The sequence below is a fragment of the Paenarthrobacter sp. AMU7 genome (assembly GCF_041200195.1).
GTDB lineage: Bacteria > Actinomycetota > Actinomycetes > Actinomycetales > Micrococcaceae > Arthrobacter.
Map to the genome: position 1 here is coordinate 1,159,617 of NZ_CP165735.1, position 21,315 is coordinate 1,180,931.

21 protein-coding genes and 1 riboswitch are annotated in these 21,315 nt (G+C 62.6%); of the genes, 14 read left to right on the forward strand and 7 right to left on the reverse strand.

Annotated elements, in window-relative coordinates; genetic code table 11:
- Nucleotides 1-53 precede the first annotated feature (53 nt).
- Entirely contained in the window at nucleotides 54-833 is a 780-nt protein-coding gene (gene map / locus ABQM86_RS05470; protein WP_369746110.1) for a type I methionyl aminopeptidase, read from the reverse strand.
- A 68-nt stretch (nucleotides 834-901) separates the two neighbouring features.
- Between map and ABQM86_RS05475 the strand changes: the two genes are divergently transcribed.
- Nucleotides 902-1,204, forward strand: a complete 303-nt coding sequence (locus ABQM86_RS05475; protein WP_280627031.1) for a helix-turn-helix transcriptional regulator — start codon at nucleotides 902-904, stop codon at nucleotides 1,202-1,204.
- An 18-nt stretch (nucleotides 1,205-1,222) separates the two neighbouring features.
- Here the strand turns inward: ABQM86_RS05475 and ABQM86_RS05480 are convergent, their stop codons facing one another.
- Nucleotides 1,223-1,804 carry an XRE family transcriptional regulator gene (locus ABQM86_RS05480; protein ID WP_280627033.1) on the reverse strand — a complete coding sequence of 194 codons (582 nt, stop codon included), beginning with the start codon at nucleotides 1,802-1,804 and terminating at the stop codon, nucleotides 1,223-1,225.
- A gap of 129 nt (nucleotides 1,805-1,933) precedes the next feature.
- On the opposite strand from ABQM86_RS05480, the gene ABQM86_RS05485 reads away from it, so the two are divergent.
- Both ABQM86_RS05485 and ABQM86_RS05490 read left to right on the forward strand, forming a co-directional pair.
- Nucleotides 1,934-2,914, forward strand: a complete 981-nt coding sequence (locus tag ABQM86_RS05485; protein WP_369746634.1) for an NAD(P)/FAD-dependent oxidoreductase — start codon at nucleotides 1,934-1,936, stop codon at nucleotides 2,912-2,914.
- Nucleotides 2,915-3,027: 113 nt separating this feature from the next.
- Nucleotides 3,028-3,252 carry a hypothetical protein gene (locus ABQM86_RS05490; RefSeq protein ID WP_369746111.1) on the forward strand — a complete coding sequence of 75 codons (225 nt, stop codon included), beginning with the start codon at nucleotides 3,028-3,030 and terminating at the stop codon, nucleotides 3,250-3,252.
- A gap of 109 nt (nucleotides 3,253-3,361) precedes the next feature.
- Here ABQM86_RS05490 and ABQM86_RS05495 read toward each other — a convergent pair whose 3' ends face one another.
- Together ABQM86_RS05495 and ABQM86_RS05500 are read right to left on the reverse strand one after the other, a co-directional pair.
- Complete coding sequence (locus tag ABQM86_RS05495) at nucleotides 3,362-4,066, reverse strand: peptidase dimerization domain-containing protein (protein WP_369746112.1); 705 nt, start codon at nucleotides 4,064-4,066, stop codon at nucleotides 3,362-3,364.
- A complete protein-coding gene (locus ABQM86_RS05500) occupies nucleotides 3,961-4,617 on the reverse strand; it encodes a M20/M25/M40 family metallo-hydrolase (RefSeq protein ID WP_369746113.1) in 657 nt (218 codons plus the stop codon). The genes ABQM86_RS05495 and ABQM86_RS05500 overlap by 106 nt, the downstream gene beginning before the upstream one ends.
- 90 nt (nucleotides 4,618-4,707) lie before the next feature.
- On the opposite strand from ABQM86_RS05500, the gene ABQM86_RS05505 reads away from it, so the two are divergent.
- A complete protein-coding gene (locus ABQM86_RS05505) occupies nucleotides 4,708-5,367 on the forward strand; it encodes a cyclodeaminase/cyclohydrolase family protein (RefSeq protein WP_280627038.1) in 660 nt (219 codons plus the stop codon).
- Nucleotides 5,368-5,414: 47 nt separating this feature from the next.
- On the opposite strand, the gene ABQM86_RS05510 is transcribed toward ABQM86_RS05505, so the two are convergent.
- Nucleotides 5,415-6,965, reverse strand: coding sequence for an MFS transporter (locus ABQM86_RS05510; protein ID WP_369746114.1), 1,551 nt, complete (start codon nucleotides 6,963-6,965; stop codon nucleotides 5,415-5,417).
- Between the two features lie 72 nt (nucleotides 6,966-7,037).
- Here ABQM86_RS05510 and ABQM86_RS05515 point away from each other — a divergent pair, with 72 nt between their 5' ends.
- The 9 genes from ABQM86_RS05515 (at nucleotide 7,038) to ABQM86_RS05555 (ending at nucleotide 19,095) form a co-directional block, all read left to right on the forward strand.
- Complete coding sequence (locus ABQM86_RS05515) at nucleotides 7,038-7,577, forward strand: TetR/AcrR family transcriptional regulator (protein ID WP_369746115.1); 540 nt, start codon at nucleotides 7,038-7,040, stop codon at nucleotides 7,575-7,577.
- A gap of 92 nt (nucleotides 7,578-7,669) precedes the next feature.
- Nucleotides 7,670-7,767: riboswitch (glycine riboswitch) on the forward strand.
- A gap of 181 nt (nucleotides 7,768-7,948) precedes the next feature.
- Entirely contained in the window at nucleotides 7,949-10,795 is a 2,847-nt protein-coding gene (gcvP, locus tag ABQM86_RS05520; RefSeq protein ID WP_369746116.1) for an aminomethyl-transferring glycine dehydrogenase, read from the forward strand.
- A gap of 11 nt (nucleotides 10,796-10,806) precedes the next feature.
- The gene (gcvT, locus tag ABQM86_RS05525; protein WP_280627046.1) at nucleotides 10,807-11,940 is read left to right on the forward strand and encodes a glycine cleavage system aminomethyltransferase GcvT; all 1,134 of its coding nucleotides are present in this window, start codon (nucleotides 10,807-10,809) and stop codon (nucleotides 11,938-11,940) included.
- Between the two features lie 120 nt (nucleotides 11,941-12,060).
- The gene (gene gcvH, locus ABQM86_RS05530; RefSeq protein ID WP_280627048.1) at nucleotides 12,061-12,447 is read left to right on the forward strand and encodes a glycine cleavage system protein GcvH; all 387 of its coding nucleotides are present in this window, start codon (nucleotides 12,061-12,063) and stop codon (nucleotides 12,445-12,447) included.
- Between the two features lie 222 nt (nucleotides 12,448-12,669).
- Nucleotides 12,670-14,082: an L-serine ammonia-lyase gene (locus ABQM86_RS05535; RefSeq protein ID WP_280627050.1), complete on the forward strand. Its 1,413-nt coding sequence runs from the start codon at nucleotides 12,670-12,672 to the stop codon at nucleotides 14,080-14,082.
- Between the two features lie 38 nt (nucleotides 14,083-14,120).
- The gene (locus tag ABQM86_RS05540) at nucleotides 14,121-14,942 is read left to right on the forward strand and encodes a DNA/RNA non-specific endonuclease (RefSeq protein WP_280627051.1); all 822 of its coding nucleotides are present in this window, start codon (nucleotides 14,121-14,123) and stop codon (nucleotides 14,940-14,942) included.
- 118 nt (nucleotides 14,943-15,060) lie between these two features.
- Nucleotides 15,061-16,149: a lipid II:glycine glycyltransferase FemX gene (locus ABQM86_RS05545; protein WP_369746117.1), complete on the forward strand. Its 1,089-nt coding sequence runs from the start codon at nucleotides 15,061-15,063 to the stop codon at nucleotides 16,147-16,149.
- Between the two features lie 114 nt (nucleotides 16,150-16,263).
- Nucleotides 16,264-17,580 (forward strand): peptidoglycan bridge formation glycyltransferase FemA/FemB family protein, encoded by a 1,317-nt coding sequence (locus ABQM86_RS05550; RefSeq protein ID WP_369746635.1) that lies wholly within the window; start codon nucleotides 16,264-16,266, stop codon nucleotides 17,578-17,580.
- A 27-nt stretch (nucleotides 17,581-17,607) separates the two neighbouring features.
- Complete coding sequence (locus tag ABQM86_RS05555; RefSeq protein ID WP_207596559.1) at nucleotides 17,608-19,095, forward strand: threonine/serine exporter ThrE family protein; 1,488 nt, start codon at nucleotides 17,608-17,610, stop codon at nucleotides 19,093-19,095.
- A gap of 77 nt (nucleotides 19,096-19,172) precedes the next feature.
- Here ABQM86_RS05555 and ABQM86_RS05560 read toward each other — a convergent pair whose 3' ends face one another.
- Nucleotides 19,173-20,012 carry a siderophore-interacting protein gene (locus tag ABQM86_RS05560; protein WP_369746118.1) on the reverse strand — a complete coding sequence of 280 codons (840 nt, stop codon included), beginning with the start codon at nucleotides 20,010-20,012 and terminating at the stop codon, nucleotides 19,173-19,175.
- 52 nt (nucleotides 20,013-20,064) lie between these two features.
- Nucleotides 20,065-20,835 carry a uracil-DNA glycosylase gene (locus ABQM86_RS05565; protein WP_369746119.1) on the reverse strand — a complete coding sequence of 257 codons (771 nt, stop codon included), beginning with the start codon at nucleotides 20,833-20,835 and terminating at the stop codon, nucleotides 20,065-20,067.
- Nucleotides 20,836-20,941: 106 nt separating this feature from the next.
- Between ABQM86_RS05565 and ABQM86_RS05570 the strand changes: the two genes are divergently transcribed.
- Nucleotides 20,942-21,277, forward strand: a complete 336-nt coding sequence (locus ABQM86_RS05570; RefSeq protein ID WP_089593893.1) for a DUF3263 domain-containing protein — start codon at nucleotides 20,942-20,944, stop codon at nucleotides 21,275-21,277.
- The last annotated feature ends 38 nt before the right edge of the window (nucleotides 21,278-21,315 follow it).

The window sequence follows — 21,315 nt, forward strand, 5'->3', positions numbered from 1 at the left end:
CCCGGATGGGGATCCGATGGGCCTTTTAGCTCCCGCCGCTGGGCCGTTTTCGGCTAGGAAGCCAGCGTCGGCAGAGTGAGGATTTCGGCTTCACCATCGGTGATGGCGATGGTGTGCTCGCTGTGCGCCGTGCGGCAGCCTGTTGCGCTTCGAAGCGTCCAGCCGTCGGCGTCTGTGACCAATTGTGCGGTGTCTGCCATCACCCAGGGCTCCAAAGCGAGCAGCAAGCCGGGGCGGAGTTTGTATCCGCGGCCGGGCCGTCCCATGTTGGGAACGTGGGGATCCTGATGCATGGTTGACCCGATGCCGTGGCCACCGAACTCGGTGTTGACGGGGTAGCCGGCGTCGCTGAGGACCGACCCGATGGCATAGGAGATGTCTCCGATGCGGGCTCCTGGCCGGGCGGCCGCAATCCCGGCTCGCAGGGCGAGTTCGGTGGCCTCAATCATCGCAACGCTCTCCGAGGGCTTGGATTCACCCACAATGAAGCTGATCGCCGAGTCGGCTGCGATTCCATCTTTCAAGACAGCCAGATCGAGGGTCAGCAGGTCGCCGTCGGCCAGTGCGTAGTTTCGGGGGAGGCCGTGCAGGACGGCGTCGTTGACACCTGTGCAGATGTAGTGGCCGAACGGTCCGCGGCCGAAGGAAGGAGCGTAGTCGACATAGCAGGAGACGGCCCCGGCTTCGAGGATCATGGACTTGGCCCAGCGGTCGATATCCAGGAGATTTGTGCCCACTGTTGCCCGGCGCTTCAGCGTCTGCAGGATGTTGGCAACCAGCGAGCCTGCCTCTTTTGCCCGGTCCAGTTCGGTGGGGCTCAGGATCTCAATCATGCGGCACCTTTCTCGTGTATGACCAATAACTATCCCGGCCATATTATCCCGGTATTACAATTGGAGCCATGGTCAGGTTGCCGCTAACACCCGCAGAGGCCGAGCGTGGACAGCGTCTCGGTGCGCTCTTGCGTCGCGCCCGGGGTGAACGCTCAATGCTCGAGATCGCCCTTGATGCCCGGGTCTCCCCGGAAACGCTCCGGAAGATCGAGTCCGGCAGGGTGGCTACTCCCGCATTCCCCACGGTGGCCGCGATTGCCGACGTCCTTGGGTTGTCCCTTGATGAGGTGTGGTCAGAGATCAACCGCCCTGCGCCCGATGCTGAGCCGGTGGCTTCGCGCCGAAACGCTCGGGAATGGCTTGCCTCCTAGTCCCGTAGGGAGCCCTTCCTATCGTTTGGGTCGTGCCCGCACGTGAAGGCGTTCGCCTTGTTGGCCGAACAGGGTAAGGAGCTCGACGGGCTCCGACGTGGCACTGGCAAACCAGTGCGGAGTTCTGGTATCGAATTCCGCCACCTCGCCCGGCTTGAGGACAAAGTCGTTCTCGCCCAACACCAGCCGGAGCTTGCCGTTGAGGACATACACCCAGTCGTAGCCCTCATGTGATTGCGGCGTCGGGGTCTCTTTGCCCGTCCCACTCCTAAGGACCATTTTGAACGCCTGGATTCCACCGGGGCGTCGGGTCAAGGGAACGGCGGTTCCCCACTCGTGAACGTGCGGCTTGAGGTGAATGCGGGGATCACCTGTTTGCGGCGCGTCAATCAATTCTTCGAGGGGGACTTGATGCAGCCTCGCTATGGGGAGAAGAAGTTCAAGTGTTGGCTTGCGTTGGCCCGATTCCAACCTGGACAGCGTGCTGACGGAAATGCCCGTCCCTTCCGAGGCTTCTGCGAGGGTCACGTTGCGCTGGGTCCGCAATGCGCGCAGGCGAGGGCCGACGGCATCGAGCATGGTGCTGAAATCGGTAGTCATGCCCACAGTTTGCCATATTGGCAAACTTCCTTGCTGATTGATTCAACTGTGGCCAACCATGGAAGAAGCGGCGAAGGGCCGCTGGATACGCCTGGAGGCACAGTGAGCGAAGAAGTAACAGACCGTCAGATGGCCGGGGAGTACGACGTCGTTGTGGTGGGAGGTGGCGCAGCTGGGTTAAGTGCCGCCGTGACGCTGGGCAGGGCCTTGCGGTCCGTCCTCGTCATCGACGCCGGAGAGCCCCGGAACGCGCCCGCCGCCGGGGTTCACGGATTCCTTTCCCGGGACGGAATCGACCCGCGGGAACTACTGGAACTGGGCCGGACCGAAGCCCGGCACTACGGGGCGGACATCGTGGAGGGCGTAGCCGTTGCGGCACGTTCGACGGCGGACCCCACCAACGGAGCGGAACCCGCCTTCGAGGTGGAGTTGGCAGACGGCCGGACCACGGGTGCCCGCCGCTTGTTGGTCACCACGGGTTTGACGGACGTGCTCCCGGACATCGAGGGCATCCGGGAACGGTGGGGCCGCGATGTCCTGCATTGTCCCTACTGCCATGGCTGGGAGGTCCGGAACAAGGCTATTGGAATTCTGGGCTCAGGACCGATGGCTTTGCATCAGACACTGCTGTTCCGTCAATGGAGCCCCAACGTCACGCTTTTCCTCAATGACGTGGTGGAGCCAACGGAAGAAGAATGGGAACAACTTGCTGCCCGTTCCATCACTGTGGTGGAAGGCAAAGTCCAAGCGCTGGCAGTCACTGACGACGTGTTGAGCGGTGTTGTCCTGGCTACGGGCAAAGTGATCCCCATGGAAGCTGTGGTAACCGGACCGCGTTTGGAGGCCCGGTCCACTGTGCTCGAGTCTTTGGGAGTTCCGTCGGTGGAGCACCCCATGGGCGTAGGAAGGCACGTGGAAGTGAATCCCATGGGCGGCGCCACATCGGTGCCAGGTGTCTGGGCAGCGGGAAACGTCGCGGATCTCATGGGGCAGGTCATGGCTTCTGCAGCGTCAGGAGTCATGGCAGGGGCTGCCATCAATGCCGATCTCATAATGGAGGAGACCAAAGCGGCTGTGCGGGCAGCGCGTCAGGCATCTCTATCCCACTAGGTCGGATGCAGCCGCGGCCGCACAGTGATCCAGCCGATCACAAAGCACAAAACCATCGACGTGCAGGCCCCGCCAGAGGACGATTAAGGGACAGCCGTTAAAGGAGGTTGGGTATGTGCTACGCGTACTACGACGACTTCGAGCGGCGCACGAAGAAGGACTCCGCGCGCAGGCCCGAGACGCATACGTCTGACGCAAAGTCTGATGCAAAGAAGGAAGCAGCTCCGACGGAGAGCCGTCAACGGACGGAAGGAACGTTGTGGACTTTCCTGGCCCGCCGTCGCAAGGAATCGGAGGTTCCGGAACGGACGATGAACCGCATCCGCGAGAAAGTCTAGGCATTCATTGTCACGGTCAAGGAAGCTGCACTTGCTCGAAGCAAAAGGGTGAAGGCGCTGCGCTCGCAGCGCCTTCGCCCTTTTTGCTGCTGGTTTGGTGGCTGAAGCCTTATGACGGAGCGGCCAGGAACTCCCGGGCAGCCGTCACCAGGGCTTCCGTTCCTCGTGTCAGCGTTGGCTGGATAACCGGCGCAAAGTATGGCGAGTGATTCGACGGAATGTCCTCGGGCAGGCGACCTGTTGAAGCGAACTCCTTGAACAAGGCAGGCTCGGCGCCACCCAGGAACCAGAACACCAGCGGAGCACCGGCAGCCTTGGCCAGGACTCCCACGTCCTCGCTGCCGGACACGGGCCCGGGGTCGATAATCTGTGTTTCACCAAACTTTGCCTTGAACGCTGCCGACACCCTCCCGGTGGCAGCTTCGTCGTTGACTGTCAGCGGGAACCGTTCTTCGAAGTGGATTTCCGGTTCCTTGGGAGCCCCTGAAGCTGTGGCTTCCCCCTTGGCAATACGCTCAATTGAACCGAGGATCTTGTCCCTGGTGGCCTCGTTGAAAGTGCGTACGCTGAGGCCCAGGGTTGCCGTCTCCGGGATGATGTTGTTCTTGGTGCCTGAGTGAATCTGCCCAACGCTTACCACTGCGGAGTCACTGGCTGCCAGTTCACGCGAGACGATGCCCTGCAACCTGACAGTGGTTGCAGCAGCCATCAATACCGGATCAATAGTGGTCTCCGGGCGCGATCCGTGGCCCCCTCGTCCATGCAAAGTGATGTTGAGGGAATCAGCGGACGCCATGGTGACGCCGGGCCGCATGCCGAACCATCCGGCAGGGAAAGGGGCCGCATGCCGAACCATCCGGCAGGGAAAGGGGCCACATGCTGGCCCAGGACGACGTCGGGTTTCGGGACCACGTCATACAACCCGTCGGCAACCATGGTTTCTGCCCCGCCGCCCCATTCTTCTGCCGGTTGGAAGAGGGCTATCAGGGTGCCTTGCCACTCATCACGCTGCGAGGCCAGGACCTCCACCGCGCCAACCAGGCAGCTCACGTGCACGTCATGGCCGCAAGCGTGCATGACCGGCATGTCCTTGCCCTCATGATCAACACCTACGGCCGTACTTGCGTAGTCCAAACCCGTTGCTTCCTTGACCGGCAACGCATCCATGTCCGCCCTGAGCATCACCACCGGTCCGGGCCCATTGACCAGGACACCAACAACCCCGGTCTTTCCGATATTGCGGTGAACCGTGAAGCCGAGGTCTTCAAGATAACCAGCGGCGATCCCGGCGGTTCGGGTTTCCTGGAAGGACAATTCGGGATGGGCGTGCAGGTCCTTGTAAAGCTTTTCGAGGTCAATGGTCATGAGTCAGCCCTTTTCGTTCGACGCCTGGATCTGGCCAGTGTATCCAGCCCAAAGCTGCAAAGGCTGGGAAGCACCTGCACACTGGATGGCATGAAAGATTCTGAATCAGTCACCACTCAGCAATCCACCGTTGAAGAGTGGACCAAGTCCTTGGCGGAATCCACCGGTTCCCCGGGCGGGGGTGCCGGGACCGGGGTCATGCTCTCCATTGCCGCCTCGTTGACATCCATGGTGGCCGGATACACCGAGGCGGAAGAGGCCCAACGCGAACAGCTCGGTGACATCCACGCCCGGGCCCACGCTCTCCGCCAAGCTGCGCTTGAACTAGCCGACGACGACGCGTCCGCCTCCAACGCTTTCGGTGCCGCCTTCCGCCTCGACCCCGGTCCGGAACGGGACGCAGCGATCCATCAGGCCTCCGTCGATGCTGCCAAGGCTTCAGCCGTCCTGGGCGAGCGCGCCATCAACGCCATCGAAGACCTGGGCTGGCTCGCTTCCAACGGGAACCCTGCGTTGATCGCCGATGTCGTTGTGGGCTTTGGAGCCCTCCGTGCAGCCATAGCGGGAGCTCGAACCAACGTTAGCTTTGACCTCGGGTCGCTGACCTCCGCCGGCACCACGCTCCAGGAAGTCAGGGAACAGCATCCAAAGCTGTGGAATACGGTGACCCGACTCAGCGACGCCCTCGACAGGATCGACGAACTGACTGCCGCCGTCGACAAAAAAGCGGTGCCGACCGAAGCTGTCTAGCTTCAGTCGGCACCGCGTTTCCTACTGCGCCTTCGGCGCTGTGCCCGCTACTGCGCCTTCGGCACACGCCGGAGCACGACGGCGGCGAGCACTGCCGCGCCGGCCATCAGGACCAGCCCAATCGCCGCAGTGATGTGGACGCCGGACTCCAAAGCTGTCCGGGCGGCGACTGTCAACGCTTCCGACAATGGCGCCGGGAGTGCGGCTGCCGCATCAACAGCACCGGCGAGGGTTTCCCCTGACTTCCCGGCGGCTTGTGAGGAGACGCCGTCCGGAATGATGAGGTTGTGCTGGTAGGAAGCGGTGAGGATCGAGCCGAGCACGGCCGTCCCCAGGAGCGAACCCAGCTCGTAGCCGGTCTCGGAAATGGCTGAGGCGGCGCCGGACTTGTCGGCAGGTACTGAGGCCAGGATGAGGTCGTTGGAGATGGTCTCCGCAGCACCCACGCCCACGGCGAGAACGGTCAGGGCTGACAGCAGGAATATGGGGCCGCTGCCGTGGTCGCCCACCACCACAATCAAGTAACCGATGGCGCTGAGCGTCAGACCAGCAGCGACAACGAAGCCGGGCCGGACACGCTTGACCAGCGGCACCACCAGCAGGCCTGCGATGACTGTTGCCAGGAGGGCAGGAATCATGGCGATGCCTGCCTCCATGGGGGACTGTCCCTCAACCAGCTGCAGGTGCTGGGCGAAGAAGTAGATGAAGCCCGTCATGGAGAACAAGGACAGCACGTTTGCCACGATTGCCGTGCTGAACACCTTGTTCTTGAACAAAGCGACGTCCAGCATGGGGTTTTCGATCCGCTGCTGGCGGCGAACGAACAGGCTGCCCATCACCAGGCCGAAGCCCATGAAAGCTGCAGCCGACGCTCCGAAGCCGTGAACTGCGAATTCCTTGATGCCGTAGACGAACGGGGCCATGGTGACCACGGACAGGACAATGCTGTTCACGTCCACGCGGCCAGGATTGGCGTCCTTGGACTCGGGAATCAGGACCCGGCCGAAGGCCAGAAGCGGCAGGAGCAGGAACGCTGCCACCAGGAAGACGGCACCCCACCAGAAGTGCTCCACCAGCCAGCCGCCGAAGATCGGGCCGAGCGCCGCACCACCGGAGAAGCCGGCAGCCCACACAGCGATCGCGAGCCGCCGGCGGTTGGGATCGGTGAAGATGTTCCGGATCAGGGACAGCGTTGAGGGCATCAGCATGGCGCCGAAGACACCAAGGCCCGCGCGTCCGGCAATGAGCCATTCAGCGGAAGGCGCGAATGCCGTAGCAGCCGAAACCGCTGCGAAGCCGGTGCTGCCGATCAGCAGCAGCCGCCGTCGTCCGATTCTGTCGCCGAGGTTGCCCATGGAGACGAGCAGTGCGGCGAGGACCAGGGGATAGGCGTCAACAATCCACAGCAGCTGAACGCCGCCCACTTCCAGGGATCGGGCGATCTCGGGCAGGGCGAAGGTGAGCGCGGTGTTGTCGACGGCCACCAGCAGCACCGGGAACATCAGGAGTGCCAGTGCCGTCCAATCGCGCCACGGTGCTGCCTGGCCCATATCGGGACGAGCGGAACGGGGTGCTTGGGTTGAGGACGGCGAGTACATGTCATTTACTATACCGTCCAGACGGTACAGTTTCAAATACAACCCGGCGAGCCTTTAGGGAATGATGGACACATGCCACGAAAACCAGTTGCCCGGGACGCCGTCCTGGATGCTTTCGAAGCCCTCCTCATCGAGGTGGGGGAGCGAGCTGCCACGCTCGACGCCGTTGCCAAGCGCGCAGGGGTGTCCAAAGGTGGGCTGCTCTACCACTTCCCCAATAAGGAAGCACTGATCACGGCCCTGCTTGAACGGCTGGATCTCTTGGCCGACGAGGACACGGAGCTGATGAAGGCGTCGCCCGATGGTTCCGCCGCCTACTTCATTCGCTCCTCGCTCTGGGCGGACACGCCGATGGACCGGGCTTTTGTTGCAGTCACCAGATTGGCTGAAGTGGCCCACGAGGAAACGCGTCGCAGATTCGCCGCCATTCAACAGCGGTGGCTGGACGTGCTCGCCGAGGACGTCGGCCCAGAGGTTGCCAAGGCAGTCAGTTACATGGGTGACGGGCTCTATTTCAACGCGATGTTCGAGGGCGGGCAAGAGGGCGGCAATGCCGGGCGGGAGGCCGACGTCGAAATCCTGCTCAGTGTCCTCGAGCGGCTGAGGAAGTAACGGGCAGTCCATTTGCGGCGGCGACCGTGACGTAGGACAATTAACCCCTGTGGCCTGCCCTGATCGGGGTCATACATAACTGAAAATGCCTTTGATCTGCGGCGGGAGAGTCCTGCAAGCATGTGATGCAGGCGCCGTAGGAGCAAACCCTCCCCAGGAATCTCTCAGGCCCACGCACCGCCGCGGCGAGGCAACTCTGGAAAGCAGCAGGCATTCTGCCCACCTCAAGGGTGAAAGAGTGCTGTGCTCACCGACGGTGCAAGCGATGGTTGTTCACGCAACGCGCGGAAACTCTCAGGTCCAATACAGAGCGGGGAGGAACCCAGCCGCTGTGGCGTACCCAAACGCCGCCCAAGTAATGGAGTTCCTTCGTGACGGTTAGTTCTGCCTCCACCACCTTCGTTGATCGGCATATTGGCGCCCGCCGCCAAGCCGACATTGAGACCATGCTCAAGTCCGTCGGCTACGACACCGTTGATTCGCTGGTGGACACCGCCGTCCCGAACGACATCCGCCAGGACGTCGCCCTCACCCTGCAGAACGCTTTGAGCGAAGTTGAGGTTCTGGCCGAGCTCCGCAAGCTTGCGTCCAAGAACAAGACCGCTGTCCAGATGATCGGCCAGGGCTACTTCGATACCGTGACGCCGCCGGTGATCCGCCGTAACATCCTTGAGTCCCCGGCCTGGTACACCGCCTATACCCCCTACCAGCCGGAAATCTCCCAAGGCCGTCTAGAGGCTCTCCTGAACTTCCAGACCATGGTCCAGGATCTGGTTGGCCTCCCGATCGCCAACGCCTCCCTGCTGGACGAAGCCACGGCCGTGGCCGAGGCCGTCCTGATGATGCGCAGGGCCAATAAGTCCGCAGGTGCACGGGATGGCAAGACCGTCCTCGACGCAGACTGCCTCCCGCAGACCATCGCCATTGTGAAGGGCCGCGCTGAGGCTCTCGGCTTTGAGGTCGAGGTTGCTGACCTCTCGCTCGGTCTCCCGGAAGGTGACATCAACGGCGTCGTCCTCCAGCAGCCCGGTGTTTCCGGCCGCGTCTTCGATCACTCAGCTGTGATCGCCGAGGCCAAGGAGCGTGGCGCGCTGGTGACGGTCGCTGCCGACCTCCTGTCCCTCACTCTCATCACCCCTCCGGGCGAGCAGGGCGCGGACATCGCCGTTGGATCCGCGCAGCGCCTGGGTGTTCCGCTGTTCTTCGGCGGCCCGCACGCCGCCTACATGGCGGTCCAAAAGGGCCTGGAGCGTTCCATGCCGGGCCGTCTGGTGGGCGTTTCCAAGGACGACGCCGGTGTCCCCGCCTACCGCTTGGCGCTGCAGACCCGCGAGCAGCACATCCGCCGCGAAAAGGCCACGTCCAACATCTGTACCGCGCAGGCACTGCTGGCCATCGTGGCCTCGATGTACGCCGTTTACCACGGCCCCGAGGGTCTCAAGGCGATCGCTGAAACCGCGCACGGCCACGCCCGCACCCTGGCAGCGTCACTGAAGGCTGCCGGCGTCGAGGTCCTGCACGGATCCTTCTTCGACACCATCACCGTCCGCGTTCCCGGCAAGGCAGGCGAGATCGTCGCCGCCGCCGAGGCCAAGGGCATCAACCTGCGCGGCGTCGACGCTGACACGGTTGGCATCTCTGTTGATGAAACCACTACGTCCGAGATTGTCGGCGGTCTCCTTGATGTCTTCGGAGCTTCGGTTTCCGAAGCCGCTGAAGGCTTCGCTCTTGAGGCTTCCGTGGAGCGCACCAGCGACTTCATGCAGCACCCGGTATTCAATACGCATCGTTCCGAGACGCAGCTGTTGCGCTATATCCGCAAGCTCTCGGACCGCGACCTCGCGCTGGACCGCACCATGATCCCGCTGGGTTCCTGCACCATGAAGCTCAACGCCACCGCTGAAATGGAAGCCATTTCCTGGCCGGAGTTTGCCTCCATCCACCCGTTCGCTCCGGATTCCCAGACCGAGGGCTGGCGTGAACTCATCACCGACCTCGAGGCGCAGCTGACCGAGATCACCGGATATGACCAGGTCTCCATTCAGCCGAACGCCGGTTCCCAGGGTGAACTGGCAGGTCTGCTGGCGATCCGCGGCTACCACCTGTCCCGCGGCGATGAGCAGCGCAATGTTTGCCTCATCCCCGCTTCTGCCCACGGCACCAACGCTGCCTCGGCAGTGCTGGCCGGCATGAAGGTGGTAGTTGTTGCTACGGCGCCTGACGGCACCATCGACCACGTTGACCTCAAGAACAAGATCGAAGCGCACCGGGATGCCCTCTCGGCCATCATGATCACCTACCCCTCCACGCACGGCGTGTACGACGCCGACGTCCGCGAGGTCTGCGACGCCATCCACGAGGCCGGCGGCCAGGTCTACATTGATGGCGCAAACCTCAACGCACTCGTTGGCCTTGCACAGCCGGGCAAGTTCGGCGGCGACGTGTCCCACCTGAACCTGCACAAGACCTTCTGCATCCCGCACGGCGGCGGCGGACCGGGCGTGGGCCCGGTTGCTGCCAAGGCACACCTCGCACCGTTCATGCCAGGCGATGCAGCCTCCTGGACCGAGGGCAACGACGTCCCGATCTCCGCATCCCGCTTCGGTTCCGCCGGTGTCCTGCCGATTTCCTGGGCCTACGTGAAGCTCATGGGTGGCCAGGGACTGACGGAAGCAACCAAGTCGGCCCTGCTCGCTGCAAACTACATCGCATCCCGTCTCAACGACCACTTCCCGGTGCTTTACACCGGCGAAGGCGGACTCGTGGCCCACGAGTGCATCCTGGACCTTCGTGAACTGACGGCCAAGACCGGCGTCACCGCTGAGGACGTGGCCAAGCGCCTGATCGACTTCGGCTTCCACGCCCCCACCCTGGCGTTCCCGGTTGCCGGCACGTTGATGGTGGAGCCGACGGAGTCCGAGGACCTCGTGGAGATCGACCGCTTCATCGAAGCCATGATCACCATCCGCAAGGAAATCGACCAGGTTGCCCACGGCGAATTCACCGTAGAGAACTCGCCGCTGCGCAAGGCACCCCACACGGCTGCCGCCGTCGTAAGTTCTGATTGGGACCGGGCGTACCCGCGCGAGCAGGCGGCCTTCCCGGTCCACCACCTCAAGCAGGACAAGTACTTCCCGCCCGTCGGCCGCATCGACGGCGCAGCCGGTGACCGCAACCTGGTCTGCTCGTGCCCGCCGATCGAAGATTTTGAGAACTAAGGACTGACTCCATGTCTGAGAACTACACCGCGCTCTACGAAGAGCACAAGAAGCTCGGCGCGTCCTTCACCGACTTCGGTGGCTGGCAGATGCCGCTGAAGTACTCGTCCGAGTTGGCCGAGCACCACGCCGTCCGCAAGTCCGCGGGCTTGTTCGACCTCTCCCACATGGGTGAAGTCTGGGTCACCGGTCCAGAGGCCGCAGCGTTCCTTGACTACGCGCTGGTGGGGAAGATCTCCGCCATGGCTGTGGGCAAGGCCAAATACTCGCTGATCTGCCAGGAAGACGGCGGCATCATCGATGACCTCATCACGTACCGGCGGGGTGACCAGAAGTTCCTGGTGGTTCCGAACGCCGGCAATGCTGCGGTTGTTGCTTCAGCACTGCTGGAACGCGCCGCCGGGTTCGACGTCGTTGTTGAAGACGCTTCCGCTGAGACCTCGTTGATTGCTGTTCAGGGGCCGCTGGCCGAAGCGATCCTCCTCCGCCTTGTGCCGGCTGAACAGCACGCACTGGTCACTGAACTGAAGTACTACGCGGCGGTTGATGTCCCGTTCACGGTCGACGGCGGCACTCAGGAACTCCTGCTGGCCCGCACCGGCTACACCGGCGAAGACGGTTTTGAGATCTTCGTTGCCAACGACTCCGCAGCCGCCCTCTGGCAGGCCATCGCCGACGCCGCTGAAGAAGGCGAACTTACCCCGGCAGGCCTCGCTTCCCGCGATTCCCTCCGCCTCGAAGCCGGCATGCCCCTCTACGGCAACGAGCTCTCCCGTGAAGGCAACCCCTTCGCAGCAGGGCTCGGGCCCGTGGTGGCTCTGTCCAAGGAAGGCGACTTCGTTGGCAAGGACGCACTCGCGGCGTTGAAGGCCGACGGTGCCGGCTCCACCAGCGGGCGCAAGCTCGTTGGCCTCAAGGGCCTGGGGCGTCGCGCCGGACGCGGACACTACCCGGTCCTCAAGGACGGCGCAGTGGTTGGCGAAGTCACGTCCGGCCAGCCGAGCCCGACGCTCGGTTACCCGGTAGCGTTGGCCTATGTCGACGTCGAGCATTCAGAGCTTGGTACCGCCCTGGACATTGACCTGCGCGGTAAGAGCGAGCCGTTCGAAGTCGTCGCGCTGCCGTTCTACAAGCGCCAAAAATAAGCCGGGTCTGCCTGCCAGCCCTTCGTGAGCCGCTAAGGTGCTGGGGGCCACCTGCCGAAGTATTCGGGGCCTTATCTCCGACCCAGCCATAGTTTTGACCAACCATAGTAAGGAAACAGAATGCCCAAAGTAGCGCCCGAACTTCAGTACTCCGACGAGCACGAGTGGGTCTCCCGCGGCGAAGGAAACCTCGTGTCCGTTGGCATCTCCGAGGTTGCCACCGACGCACTGGGTGACATTGTGTATGTTGACCTCCCCGAGGTTGGTTCTTCCGTGACCGCCGGCGAGACCTGCGGCGAAGTTGAGTCCACCAAGTCCGTCTCGGACCTGTACTCGCCCGTTACCGGTGAGGTCACCGAGATCAACGACGCTGTTGTCGGCGACCCCGCCCTGATCAACAATGACCCCTATGGTGCCGGTTGGCTCTTCAAGGTCGCTGCTGAGTCCGACGGCCCGCTGCTCTCGGCCGAGGAATACGCCTCCAAGAATGGCGGAGACCTCTCCTAGGTTCCTCCAACCGGGGAATGCCGCCCGTTCCAGGGGGCAACCCAGGCACGCATCCAGTGGCGTAGCGTGGGACTGTAGTAACTGAATAATTCGCGACGCCGGGTTGCCGCCTTTGGGGGCCATCCGGCGTCGTGCTTCGGTCGATCTCCGCCACAAGCGGGGGAGGCCATCCGGCAGGACCATCTGCCGGACCGTTTCAAACTGTATTAAGGAATCCCGACCATGGCTGTTGGTGTTTTCGATCTTTTTTCCGTGGGTATTGGCCCGTCGAGTTCCCATACTGTGGGACCGATGCGCGCTGCTGCTGTGTTCGCCGGTGAGCTGAAGGACGCTGGTGTCCTGAGCTCGGTGGCCTCGTTGCGGGTTGATCTGTACGGCTCGTTGGCTGCGACGGGACGTGGCCACGGGACCATGACTGCCACACTGTTGGGCTTGGAGGGGTACCACCCCGAGCTCATTCTGCCTGACGAGGTGGAAGCGCGGTTGGCCGCTATCGCGGAGACGGGGAAGCTCAACCTGGCCGGTGCGTCCGGTGAAGGTGTGGAGCTGCCGTATGCGGTGGAGGATATGGTGTTGCATCCGTTGACGGTGTTGCCGCGGCATACGAACGGGATGAAGTTCGCCGTGGCCGACGCTGAGGGAAACACCTTGCGGGAGGCGACGTTCTTTTCGGTCGGTGGCGGGTTCATTGTCCGGGAGGGTGAGGAGAACGCTGCACAGCAGGAGTTGGAGGAGTCGAAGAAGGAGTTGCCGTTGCCGTTCCGGACGGCGGCGGAGTTGTTGGGCCGGTGTGCGTCCAAGGGTTTGGGGATCAGCGACATCATGTTCATCAATGAGCGGGCGTCCCGGTCGGAGGAGGAGATCCGGGAGGGTTTGCTGCATATCTGGCATGTGATGGAAGCCTGTGTTGAAACGAGTTTGAAGCGTGAGGGTGTGTTGCCCGGTGGGTTGAGGGTCCGGCGTCGTGCTCCTGACTGGTTGGAGCGGCTGCTGAAGGAGGACAAGGACCGGAACGATCCGAAGTATTGGCAGGAGTGGGTGAACCTGATCGCCCTGGCCGTCAATGAGGAGAACGCCTCGGGTGGCCGGGTGGTCACGGCGCCGACCAATGGTGCTGCGGGGATCATTCCGGCGGTGCTGTATTACGCGTTGAATTATGCCCCGGGCATGGATCAGGCCTCCCAGGAGGATCGGGATGATGTGGTGGTGAAGTTCCTGCTCACTGCCGGTGCTGTGGGTGTGTTGTACAAGGAACAGGCCTCCATTTCGGGGGCTGAGGTGGGCTGCCAGGGTGAGGTGGGGTCGGCGTCGTCGATGGCTGCTGCCGGGTTGGCTGAGGTGATGGGTGGTACGCCGGGTCAGGTGGAGAACGCCGCGGAGATCGCGATGGAACACAACCTGGGGCTGACGTGTGATCCGATCGGTGGGTTGGTGCAGATTCCGTGTATTGAGCGGAACGCGATCGCGGCGGCGAAGGCTATCAACGCCGCGAAGATGGCGTTGTGGGGTGATGGGACGCACCGGGTGTCCCTGGATGAGGTGATCGTGACCATGCGGGAAACGGGCAAGGACATGTCCCATAAGTACAAGGAAACCGCGATGGGCGGCCTCGCCGTCAACGTCGTCGAATGCTGAGTCTGTTTACTGTCAGTGCCTAGTGCCATGCTGTATCCATGAGCGGGGGATACGACAGGGATTTTTTGCGGGCACGCCTCGAGCTGCCCAGTCCGTCGGCAACGACGATTCTTTTGGACTACGTCCACTTCTCCGTGCGTTTCCGGGCTGCCCGGAAACTCGCGGCGATCGTGGGGGTCAACATTCACGGCAAGGAACTGAACCCACTGGCCCGTGAGGGCACCTGGCATTTCGACGACAGGATTCCCAGGGAACAGCAGGCAGGCCCGGACGTCTACAAGAACAACGCGTTCGACCGCGGCCACCTGGTGAGACGCCTGGACCCGGTGTGGGGAGATGCGGCCACGGCCAAGAAAGCCAACCAGGACACGTTTGCATTCACCAACGCTGCGCCGCAGGTGGATGACTTCAACCAAGGCAAAGAGCTGTGGGTGGGCCTCGAGGATCACGTGCTGAGCCATGCCGATGCCCACGACGCCAAGCTCAGTGTTTTCACCGGGCCCGTCTTCCTTGACGATGACCAGCCCTACCGGGGCGTTCAGATCCCGCGAAAGTTCTGGAAGATCGCGGCCTGGACCAACGACGCCAAGCTGGCCGCCGTGGGGTTCGTCCTTGACCAGTCGCCGCTGCTGGGCAAAGTGGAACTGAAGAGGGCCATCAACCAGAAGCTTCTGGAGGGGGAGCCACCTCCACTGGGACCGTTCCGGACCTTCCAGGTTCCTATTGGTCAGATAGCAGACCTGACAGGACTGAGCCTCAGCAGGCTCACCAACGCGGACCGGCTCGTCAGCGGCCAGCGGGAACTGGGCAGGCAGCCGAAGGCGATCCAGCTGGATAGCGCGGACCAGATCAGGTTGTAGGCAACCTCAGGACTGTGGGTTTGCCCGTCAACCAGCAGATTTTTCCCGGCCCGATAGACTTGGGGCTGCATGTCCGCATGCGCACCACGCTTTTGAACACCGCACCAAACCCCTGAGATTGGACACGGCCACCTTGCGAGAATTTACCGCCCGCTTTGCCACCGCCGAGGAAATCGACAACTGGGACAAGCACGTCACGGCCAATCCGAACGGCGGCAACATGCTGCAGTCGGACGCCTACGCCGCCGTCAAGGACGGCAACGGCTGGCTGGTCCGCCGCCTGGTGGTGGAGACCGCCGATTACACCAGCTACAACCTGCTCCTGGAGAAGAAGTTCCCGGTCCTGGGCCGGCTTTGGTACCTGATCAAGGGGCCGGACGCTGCCGCCGTGGATGACATCAGCCCCCTGCTCAAGGCCATCTCCGCCTTGGCCAAGGAGCAGAAGATGAACGTCTTCACCATCAAGATCGAGCCGGACATCGTTGAATCGCCAGAGGTTGCGGCACAACTCAAGGCCGCAGGACTGGTCAAGGCGCCCAACATCCAGTCCAACGATTCCACCGCGCTGCTGGACATCTCGGCGCCCGCCAACGAGGTCCTCCGCAGCATTTCCTCGCGCGCCCGGAATGCGGTCCGCAGGGCGCAGCGCGAAGGCTGCGAGGTTGTGCAGGGAGAGCCCGGCGAGGACAGTTATCGCAAGCTTTACGCCCTCATGCGGAACACCATGGACGCTAAAGGCGCCATGCCACTGCGGAGCTACGAGTACTACGCAAAGTTTTGGGAAGAGTTCTGCAGCCGGGGCCAGGGTCACTTCTTCTTCGTCTACGAAGATGGGGCACCGAGCGTGGGGGCTTTCGTCATCAACTACGGCTCCAAGGCCACCTACAAGGACGGCGGATCCACCCAGAACCGCAAGCAGTACGGCGACTCACATCTGGTCCAGTGGGCAGCGATCCAGCGCATGCAGGAGCTCGGCTGCGTGGAGTACGACTTCTGCGGTACGCCGCCTGCCGCAAGGATCAAGGACAAGAGCCACCCGCTCTACGGCCTTGGATCGTTCAAGACAAGCTTCACCAAAACCGTCACGGACTTTGTGGGCTGCTACGACCTCGTCCTGGGACCTGTCCGCTACAAACTTTGGCTCAAGGGTGCGGAACGAATCTTCCGCCGACTCGAGACCATGCGCACCGGCGGCCAGTTCTACTGACGGCCACCGCAGCCCGCAAGCCAAGCAACTTCAGGCCCGCCCCTGCCACCAACGGGTGCAAATCTACATTTAGGTGAGGAAATTTCTTTGACTCCGATTGAGGCTGGAACCGCCATGGAATTCGTGATTCTCAGTGACGCTGATTTCGAGACCTTTGCCAAGGGACACCCACAGGGAAGCTTCATCCAGTCCATGGACCTCACGCGATTCCAGCGTGCCCGTGGCCAGGAAGTGGAACTCTTCGGGGTCATGCAGGGCGGCAGCCTGATCGCTGCGGGAAAACTCGTCTACTCGTCCAACCGCCTGGGCTACAAGATCGCAGACTGCGCCAAGGGACCACTGATGGACTACAGCGACCCCACAGTGGTGCGCTTCGTCGTCGAGCAGTTGAAAAAGCATGCAGCCTCAAAGAAGGCCGCTGAACTGCGGATCTCACCCAACATCCGGTACATCGCGCGCGACGAAGAGGGCGCAGAGCACCCCGAGGTGGAGGACAACCGTCCCCTGCTGAAGGAATTCGAGGGTTTGGGCTTCAAGCACCAAGGCTTCGACATGAACTTCGCCAACATCAACTGGATGTTCGTCAAACAGCTCAACGGGATTGCTGATTCCGAAGAGCTCATCATGGGCATGAACTACCGCACCCGCAAGGCCATCCGTAAAGCCGAGAAGAACGGTGTGTACCTGGAACAGGCCACGCTGGAAACGCTGGATGAGTTCTACAACGCGCTGAGTACCGCTGGAGATGAGAAGGGCTTCACGTACCGCGAACGCGAGTACTACGAGCAACTGCTCCGCAACACTTCGGACGAGTTCACCAAGCTCATGATGGCCAAGATCAACATCCCTGAGTACCGGGCGTCCATCACGGAACGGCTGGAGGCTGAATCAAAGACCCTCGCAGACCTCAAGCGTGAAGTCGAAGAGACTGGCAGCAAGAAAAAGGCCAACCGCGTCAAGGTAGTCCAGGACCTCGTGGACAGCTATGAGCGCAGCCTCAAGGACATCGAACGCTTCCCTGACTCCGTAGGCGTGGCCACTGTGGCTGCCATCCACTTCGCATGCTCGGGCGACGAACTGGTGTGCGTCATTGGCGGCACCGTGCAGGACTATATCTACTTCAATGGCGCTACGTCCCTGTACTGGGGCATGATGCTCCACGCGCTCAACAACGGATACTCGCGCTACAACTTCTACGGCACGTTCGGCATCCAAGGCCAGGACGAGACCGGGCACGGCGGTTACGAATTCAAGAAGGGATTCGGGGGCGAGGTGGTCCAGCTGGTGGGGGACTTCGTTACACCGGTGAACCCGCTCATCTTCAACGCCTACCGCGTGGTCAGGAAGCTTGCAGGGGCTGCCCAGACAGTACTGGGACGATTGCCACTGGAGAAATTGCCGGTAGTAGGAAAATTTCGGAGGAACCGCTAATCAAACAAGCCAAGGGAGGATCACCGCGTGACTGAACGCCCCGACGGGTCCGCCAGCAGGCCCCATACTGACGGGTTGCCCAAAACCCAGCCGCTCAGGCCATCCCAGGTCCGGCAAAACGTCAACGCCAAGCGTATGCTCATGCGTCTTGTCCAAGGTGACAGCCCGCCCACGGCGCCCATGAACATCGTGGACCGTTTGGCGGGAAGCCCTTATGCCAACCCCACCATCCAGGTAGTGGGAGTGGATGCTTCGGCCCGCAAAACCATCGACTTCGCCCTGCATCTGGCGGAGGTCATGTTCCGTTATGGAGCGGGCGCCCTTGAAGTTGAGACGAGCATGATCGCGGTGACGGCTGCCCTGGGCCTGAAGAACGTCGAAGTGGACATCACCAACCAGTCGGTGGCCATCAACTACGCTCCCAAGGACCAGACGCCCATCACGCTGCTGCGTGTTGTTCGATCCTGGACCAACAACTACGCCGGCTTGGCGCAGGTGCACCAGCTGGTGACTGACATAGTTGCCGGGGGAGTGGGCCGCGATGAAGCCGTACGCCGCTTGAACGAAATCATCCGCAGCGCCAAGCCTTTCCCGCGCTGGATGGTCACGATTGCCTTCGGCATCTTCTCCGCAGTTTTCGTGGGCGTCCTGGGAGGTGGCCTGGGCGCGTCCGCGGTGGCCTTCTGCTCCAATATCCTGATCAGCCTGCTCTCACGCCAGCTTGCACGGTGGCGGACAGCGGACTTCTTCAACACCATGGCGTGCGCGTTCCTGGTCACCTTTATCGCGCTGATGCTGCGGTGGGCGGGTGTGGACATTGCTCCGTCCATTGTGGTTGCCGGCGGAATCCTGCTGTTGCTGCCAACGGGTCGACTTGTCTCGTCTGTCCAAGATGCGATCAACGGCTTCCCGGTGACGGCGGCCGGCCGATTCCTTTCCACGGCGCTGACGTTCGGTGCCATCGTGGCAGGTATCGGCGTCGCCGTGGTGGTTGGAACACTGATTGGCAGCGAGGTCCTGGACGTCACGGACACCTTCCCCGATGCGTATCCCTTGTGGGGTCAGGCGATCCTGATCGCGATCGCGGTGGTGGCCATCGGTGTCACCGAACAAACGCAACTGCGCCTGTTGTTCCCGACGGCGGCAGTGGGCATTGTGGGCTTCTTCGTTCTGTGGGGGGCTGGGGCCGCCGGGCTCGGCGATCGCCTGTCACCCGCGGTCGCCGCGGTGGTCATTGGCCTGCTGGGACGTGTGGTGGCGCTCAAACTCGGAGCACCGCAGCTGGTGGTTGCGGTTCCGGCCGCGTTGATCCTGCTTCCCGGCCTCACCATATTCCGGTCAATGTATGTTTTGACCGTCGAAGAGGGAGACATTCTGCTCGGTGCGGGTGGCATGCTGAACGCCGGGGCGATTGTCCTTGGTGTGGCTGCGGGCATCGTGCTCGGCGACAACCTCGCCCGGCCATTGACCAAGGGCCTGTCCAGCAACGAGCGGCGCAGGGTCCGCAGGCGATAAGTGGAACACTACGAACGGCGCTGCCATGAGGCGGCGCCGTTCGTGTTTTAAGTGCTGAAGTTGTACCTGCGCCGAACCTAGATCTGTCCGACCGGAAGCTTCTTCTCCGCTTGGAACACTTCTTCGACGCGACCCTGTGCCCAGTAGCCGGACAGTGACACCTGGGAACGCTCCAATCCCCGCTGGACGAAGAAGATCTCACGGAGGCCCTTCATGTAACCCCGCTCACCATGGGCGAAAACGTCCACCCGGCCGGGCAGCCATTCAGTGGTGCGCAGGGCTTCGAGCAGCAAGTCGCTGGAGCCCGCGGGTACCCCGTTGCGCTGCAGCCAGTGCAGCTTCACGCCGGCGGGGGCGGAGATCGGCAGGATGTCGGCCTCATTGTCCACTTCCAGGAACACCGTTCCGCGGGCATCAGGGGCAAGAGCCTCCACGCATGCTGCAATGGCCGGGATCGCGGCGTCGTCGCCGGCGAACAAGTACCAGTCGGCGTCGGGGGCCGGGTTGTAGGCACCGCCAGGTCCTGTGAAGACCAACGAGTCGCCGGGTTCTGCTGCGGCCGCCCAAGGGCCTGCCAGCCCTTCGTCGCCGTGCACCACGAAGTCGATGGCCAGTTCCTGGGCTTCAAGGTCCACCCAGCGGATGGTGTAGGTCCTGGTGTGCGGCCACAGCTCCCGTGGCATGGTCTCGCGGATGGCCCACAGGTCCAGCGGAAGCTCGTACTCGACGCCCGGCTGGGGGAAGACGATCTTGACGTAGCGGTCCACGTACTGGTTGTTCGTGTAGTCACTGAACCCTGGTCCGCCGGCCACGATCCGCACCATATGCGGTGAAAGGCGTTCATTCCGCAGGACTGTCAGGGTGACCTGCGGGCGGGTTGTACGGGTGGCGGACGAAGTCACGGGGAGAGCAGACATGTAGGTAAGCCTAAGCTAATTTCCTGCACGTGCGCTGGGGATGAGTCAAAGGTTACGGGACAGGCAGTTCCCAGTTGATGGGTTCGGCGCCCTGTTCCACCAGCAGCTCGTTGCTGCGACTGAAGGGCTTGGAGCCGAAGAATCCCCGGGAGGCCGAGAGGGGACTGGGATGGACCGACACGATGGATGGTGCTCCATCCAGCAGCGGCAGGACGCCCTCGGCGTCTTTGCCCCAGAGGATGGCAACCAACGGGCTGCGCCGCCCCGCACCGTCCGTACGGCGGGCGACGGCGGTGACTGCCGCCGTCGTGATGGCCTCCCAGCCTTTGCCGCGATGCGAGCCGGCAGCTCCGGCGGTGACGCTGAGGACACGGTTCAGCAGGAGGACGCCCTGGCCCGTCCAGGCGCTGAGGTCGCCATGGACCCGGGGAGGTAACCCGAGGTCGTCGTGCAGTTCCCGGTAGATATTGGCGAGGCTGCGCGGGATGGGCCGCGTCTGTGGGGAGACTGCAAAGGAGAGCCCGACGGCGTGTCCCGGCGTGGGGTAGGGGTCTTGGCCCAGAATCAGTACTTTGACCTCTGCCAGCGGCTGCTGGAAGGCGCGCAGAAGGTGGCCGGCCGACGGAAGGACGTGGGTACCGTTCTTGGCTTGGGTCGCGACGAAGTCCAAGGCGCTTCGCAGCTCCCCTTCCACGGGCCGCAGGGCATCGGCCCAGTCGGGGGCCATCAGATGTTCCAGTGGGCGGTCAGGGAGCTCGGCAAAACCTGTTTGGTCCAGGTTGTCCGGCTCAAGGTCAAAGAGTGCATCCTCGCCATTCACCACGCCATTGTCTCCCGCGCAATCCCGGACGGGCGAATGACAGCGTTGTTATTCGCCCGTAACATAGGGGTAGGACATTTTCCCCCAACACGCGTCGAAGGAGTGTGCCGTGGCAGAACCAGCACCGGAACCGATGGCGCCGCAGTCAACAGGGTTTGCCCTTGCAGACCTTGCGGCCGGGATCCGCAGTGACTCTCCGCTCAGCGAACGGGACCAGCAGATGCTGGCCCTGGAACGGCAGTGGTGGAAGTACTCAGGGGCCAAGGAACAGGCCATCCGTGAGCTGTTCGATCTCTCGGCAACACACTATTACCAGATCCTCAACGCGCTGATAGATACCGAAGACGCGTTGGCCCACGATCCCATGCTCGTCAAGAGATTGCGTAGACTACGTACGTCCCGCCAGCGTGCGCGGACGGCACGTCGCTTGGGGTCCGACGCGTAAATCGCCAGGCTGATCTGTCAGCAGCAACCAGCAAGGAC

Coding starts and splice junctions, on each gene's coding strand:
- ABQM86_RS05515 (WP_369746115.1), top strand. CDS start 7,038: ATGCCACGAAAACCAGTTGCCCGGGACGCCGTCCTGGATGCTTTCGAA.
- ABQM86_RS05550 (WP_369746635.1), top strand. CDS start 16,264: ATGGAATTCGTGATTCTCAGTGACGCTGATTTCGAGACCTTTGCCAAG.
- ABQM86_RS05500 (WP_369746113.1), bottom strand. CDS start 4,617: ATGACCATTGACCTCGAAAAGCTTTACAAGGACCTGCACGCCCATCCC.
- gcvT (WP_280627046.1), top strand. CDS start 10,807: ATGTCTGAGAACTACACCGCGCTCTACGAAGAGCACAAGAAGCTCGGC.
- ABQM86_RS05535 (WP_280627050.1), top strand. CDS start 12,670: ATGGCTGTTGGTGTTTTCGATCTTTTTTCCGTGGGTATTGGCCCGTCG.
- ABQM86_RS05510 (WP_369746114.1), bottom strand. CDS start 6,965: ATGTACTCGCCGTCCTCAACCCAAGCACCCCGTTCCGCTCGTCCCGAT.
- ABQM86_RS05495 (WP_369746112.1), bottom strand. CDS start 4,066: ATGCGGCCCGGCGTCACCATGGCGTCCGCTGATTCCCTCAACATCACT.
- gcvH (WP_280627048.1), top strand. CDS start 12,061: ATGCCCAAAGTAGCGCCCGAACTTCAGTACTCCGACGAGCACGAGTGG.
- ABQM86_RS05560 (WP_369746118.1), bottom strand. CDS start 20,012: ATGTCTGCTCTCCCCGTGACTTCGTCCGCCACCCGTACAACCCGCCCG.
- ABQM86_RS05475 (WP_280627031.1), top strand. CDS start 902: ATGGTCAGGTTGCCGCTAACACCCGCAGAGGCCGAGCGTGGACAGCGT.
- ABQM86_RS05490 (WP_369746111.1), top strand. CDS start 3,028: ATGTGCTACGCGTACTACGACGACTTCGAGCGGCGCACGAAGAAGGAC.
- ABQM86_RS05505 (WP_280627038.1), top strand. CDS start 4,708: ATGAAAGATTCTGAATCAGTCACCACTCAGCAATCCACCGTTGAAGAG.
- map (WP_369746110.1), bottom strand. CDS start 833: ATGATTGAGATCCTGAGCCCCACCGAACTGGACCGGGCAAAAGAGGCA.
- ABQM86_RS05485 (WP_369746634.1), top strand. CDS start 1,934: ATGGCCGGGGAGTACGACGTCGTTGTGGTGGGAGGTGGCGCAGCTGGG.
- ABQM86_RS05480 (WP_280627033.1), bottom strand. CDS start 1,804: ATGACTACCGATTTCAGCACCATGCTCGATGCCGTCGGCCCTCGCCTG.
- ABQM86_RS05540 (WP_280627051.1), top strand. CDS start 14,121: ATGAGCGGGGGATACGACAGGGATTTTTTGCGGGCACGCCTCGAGCTG.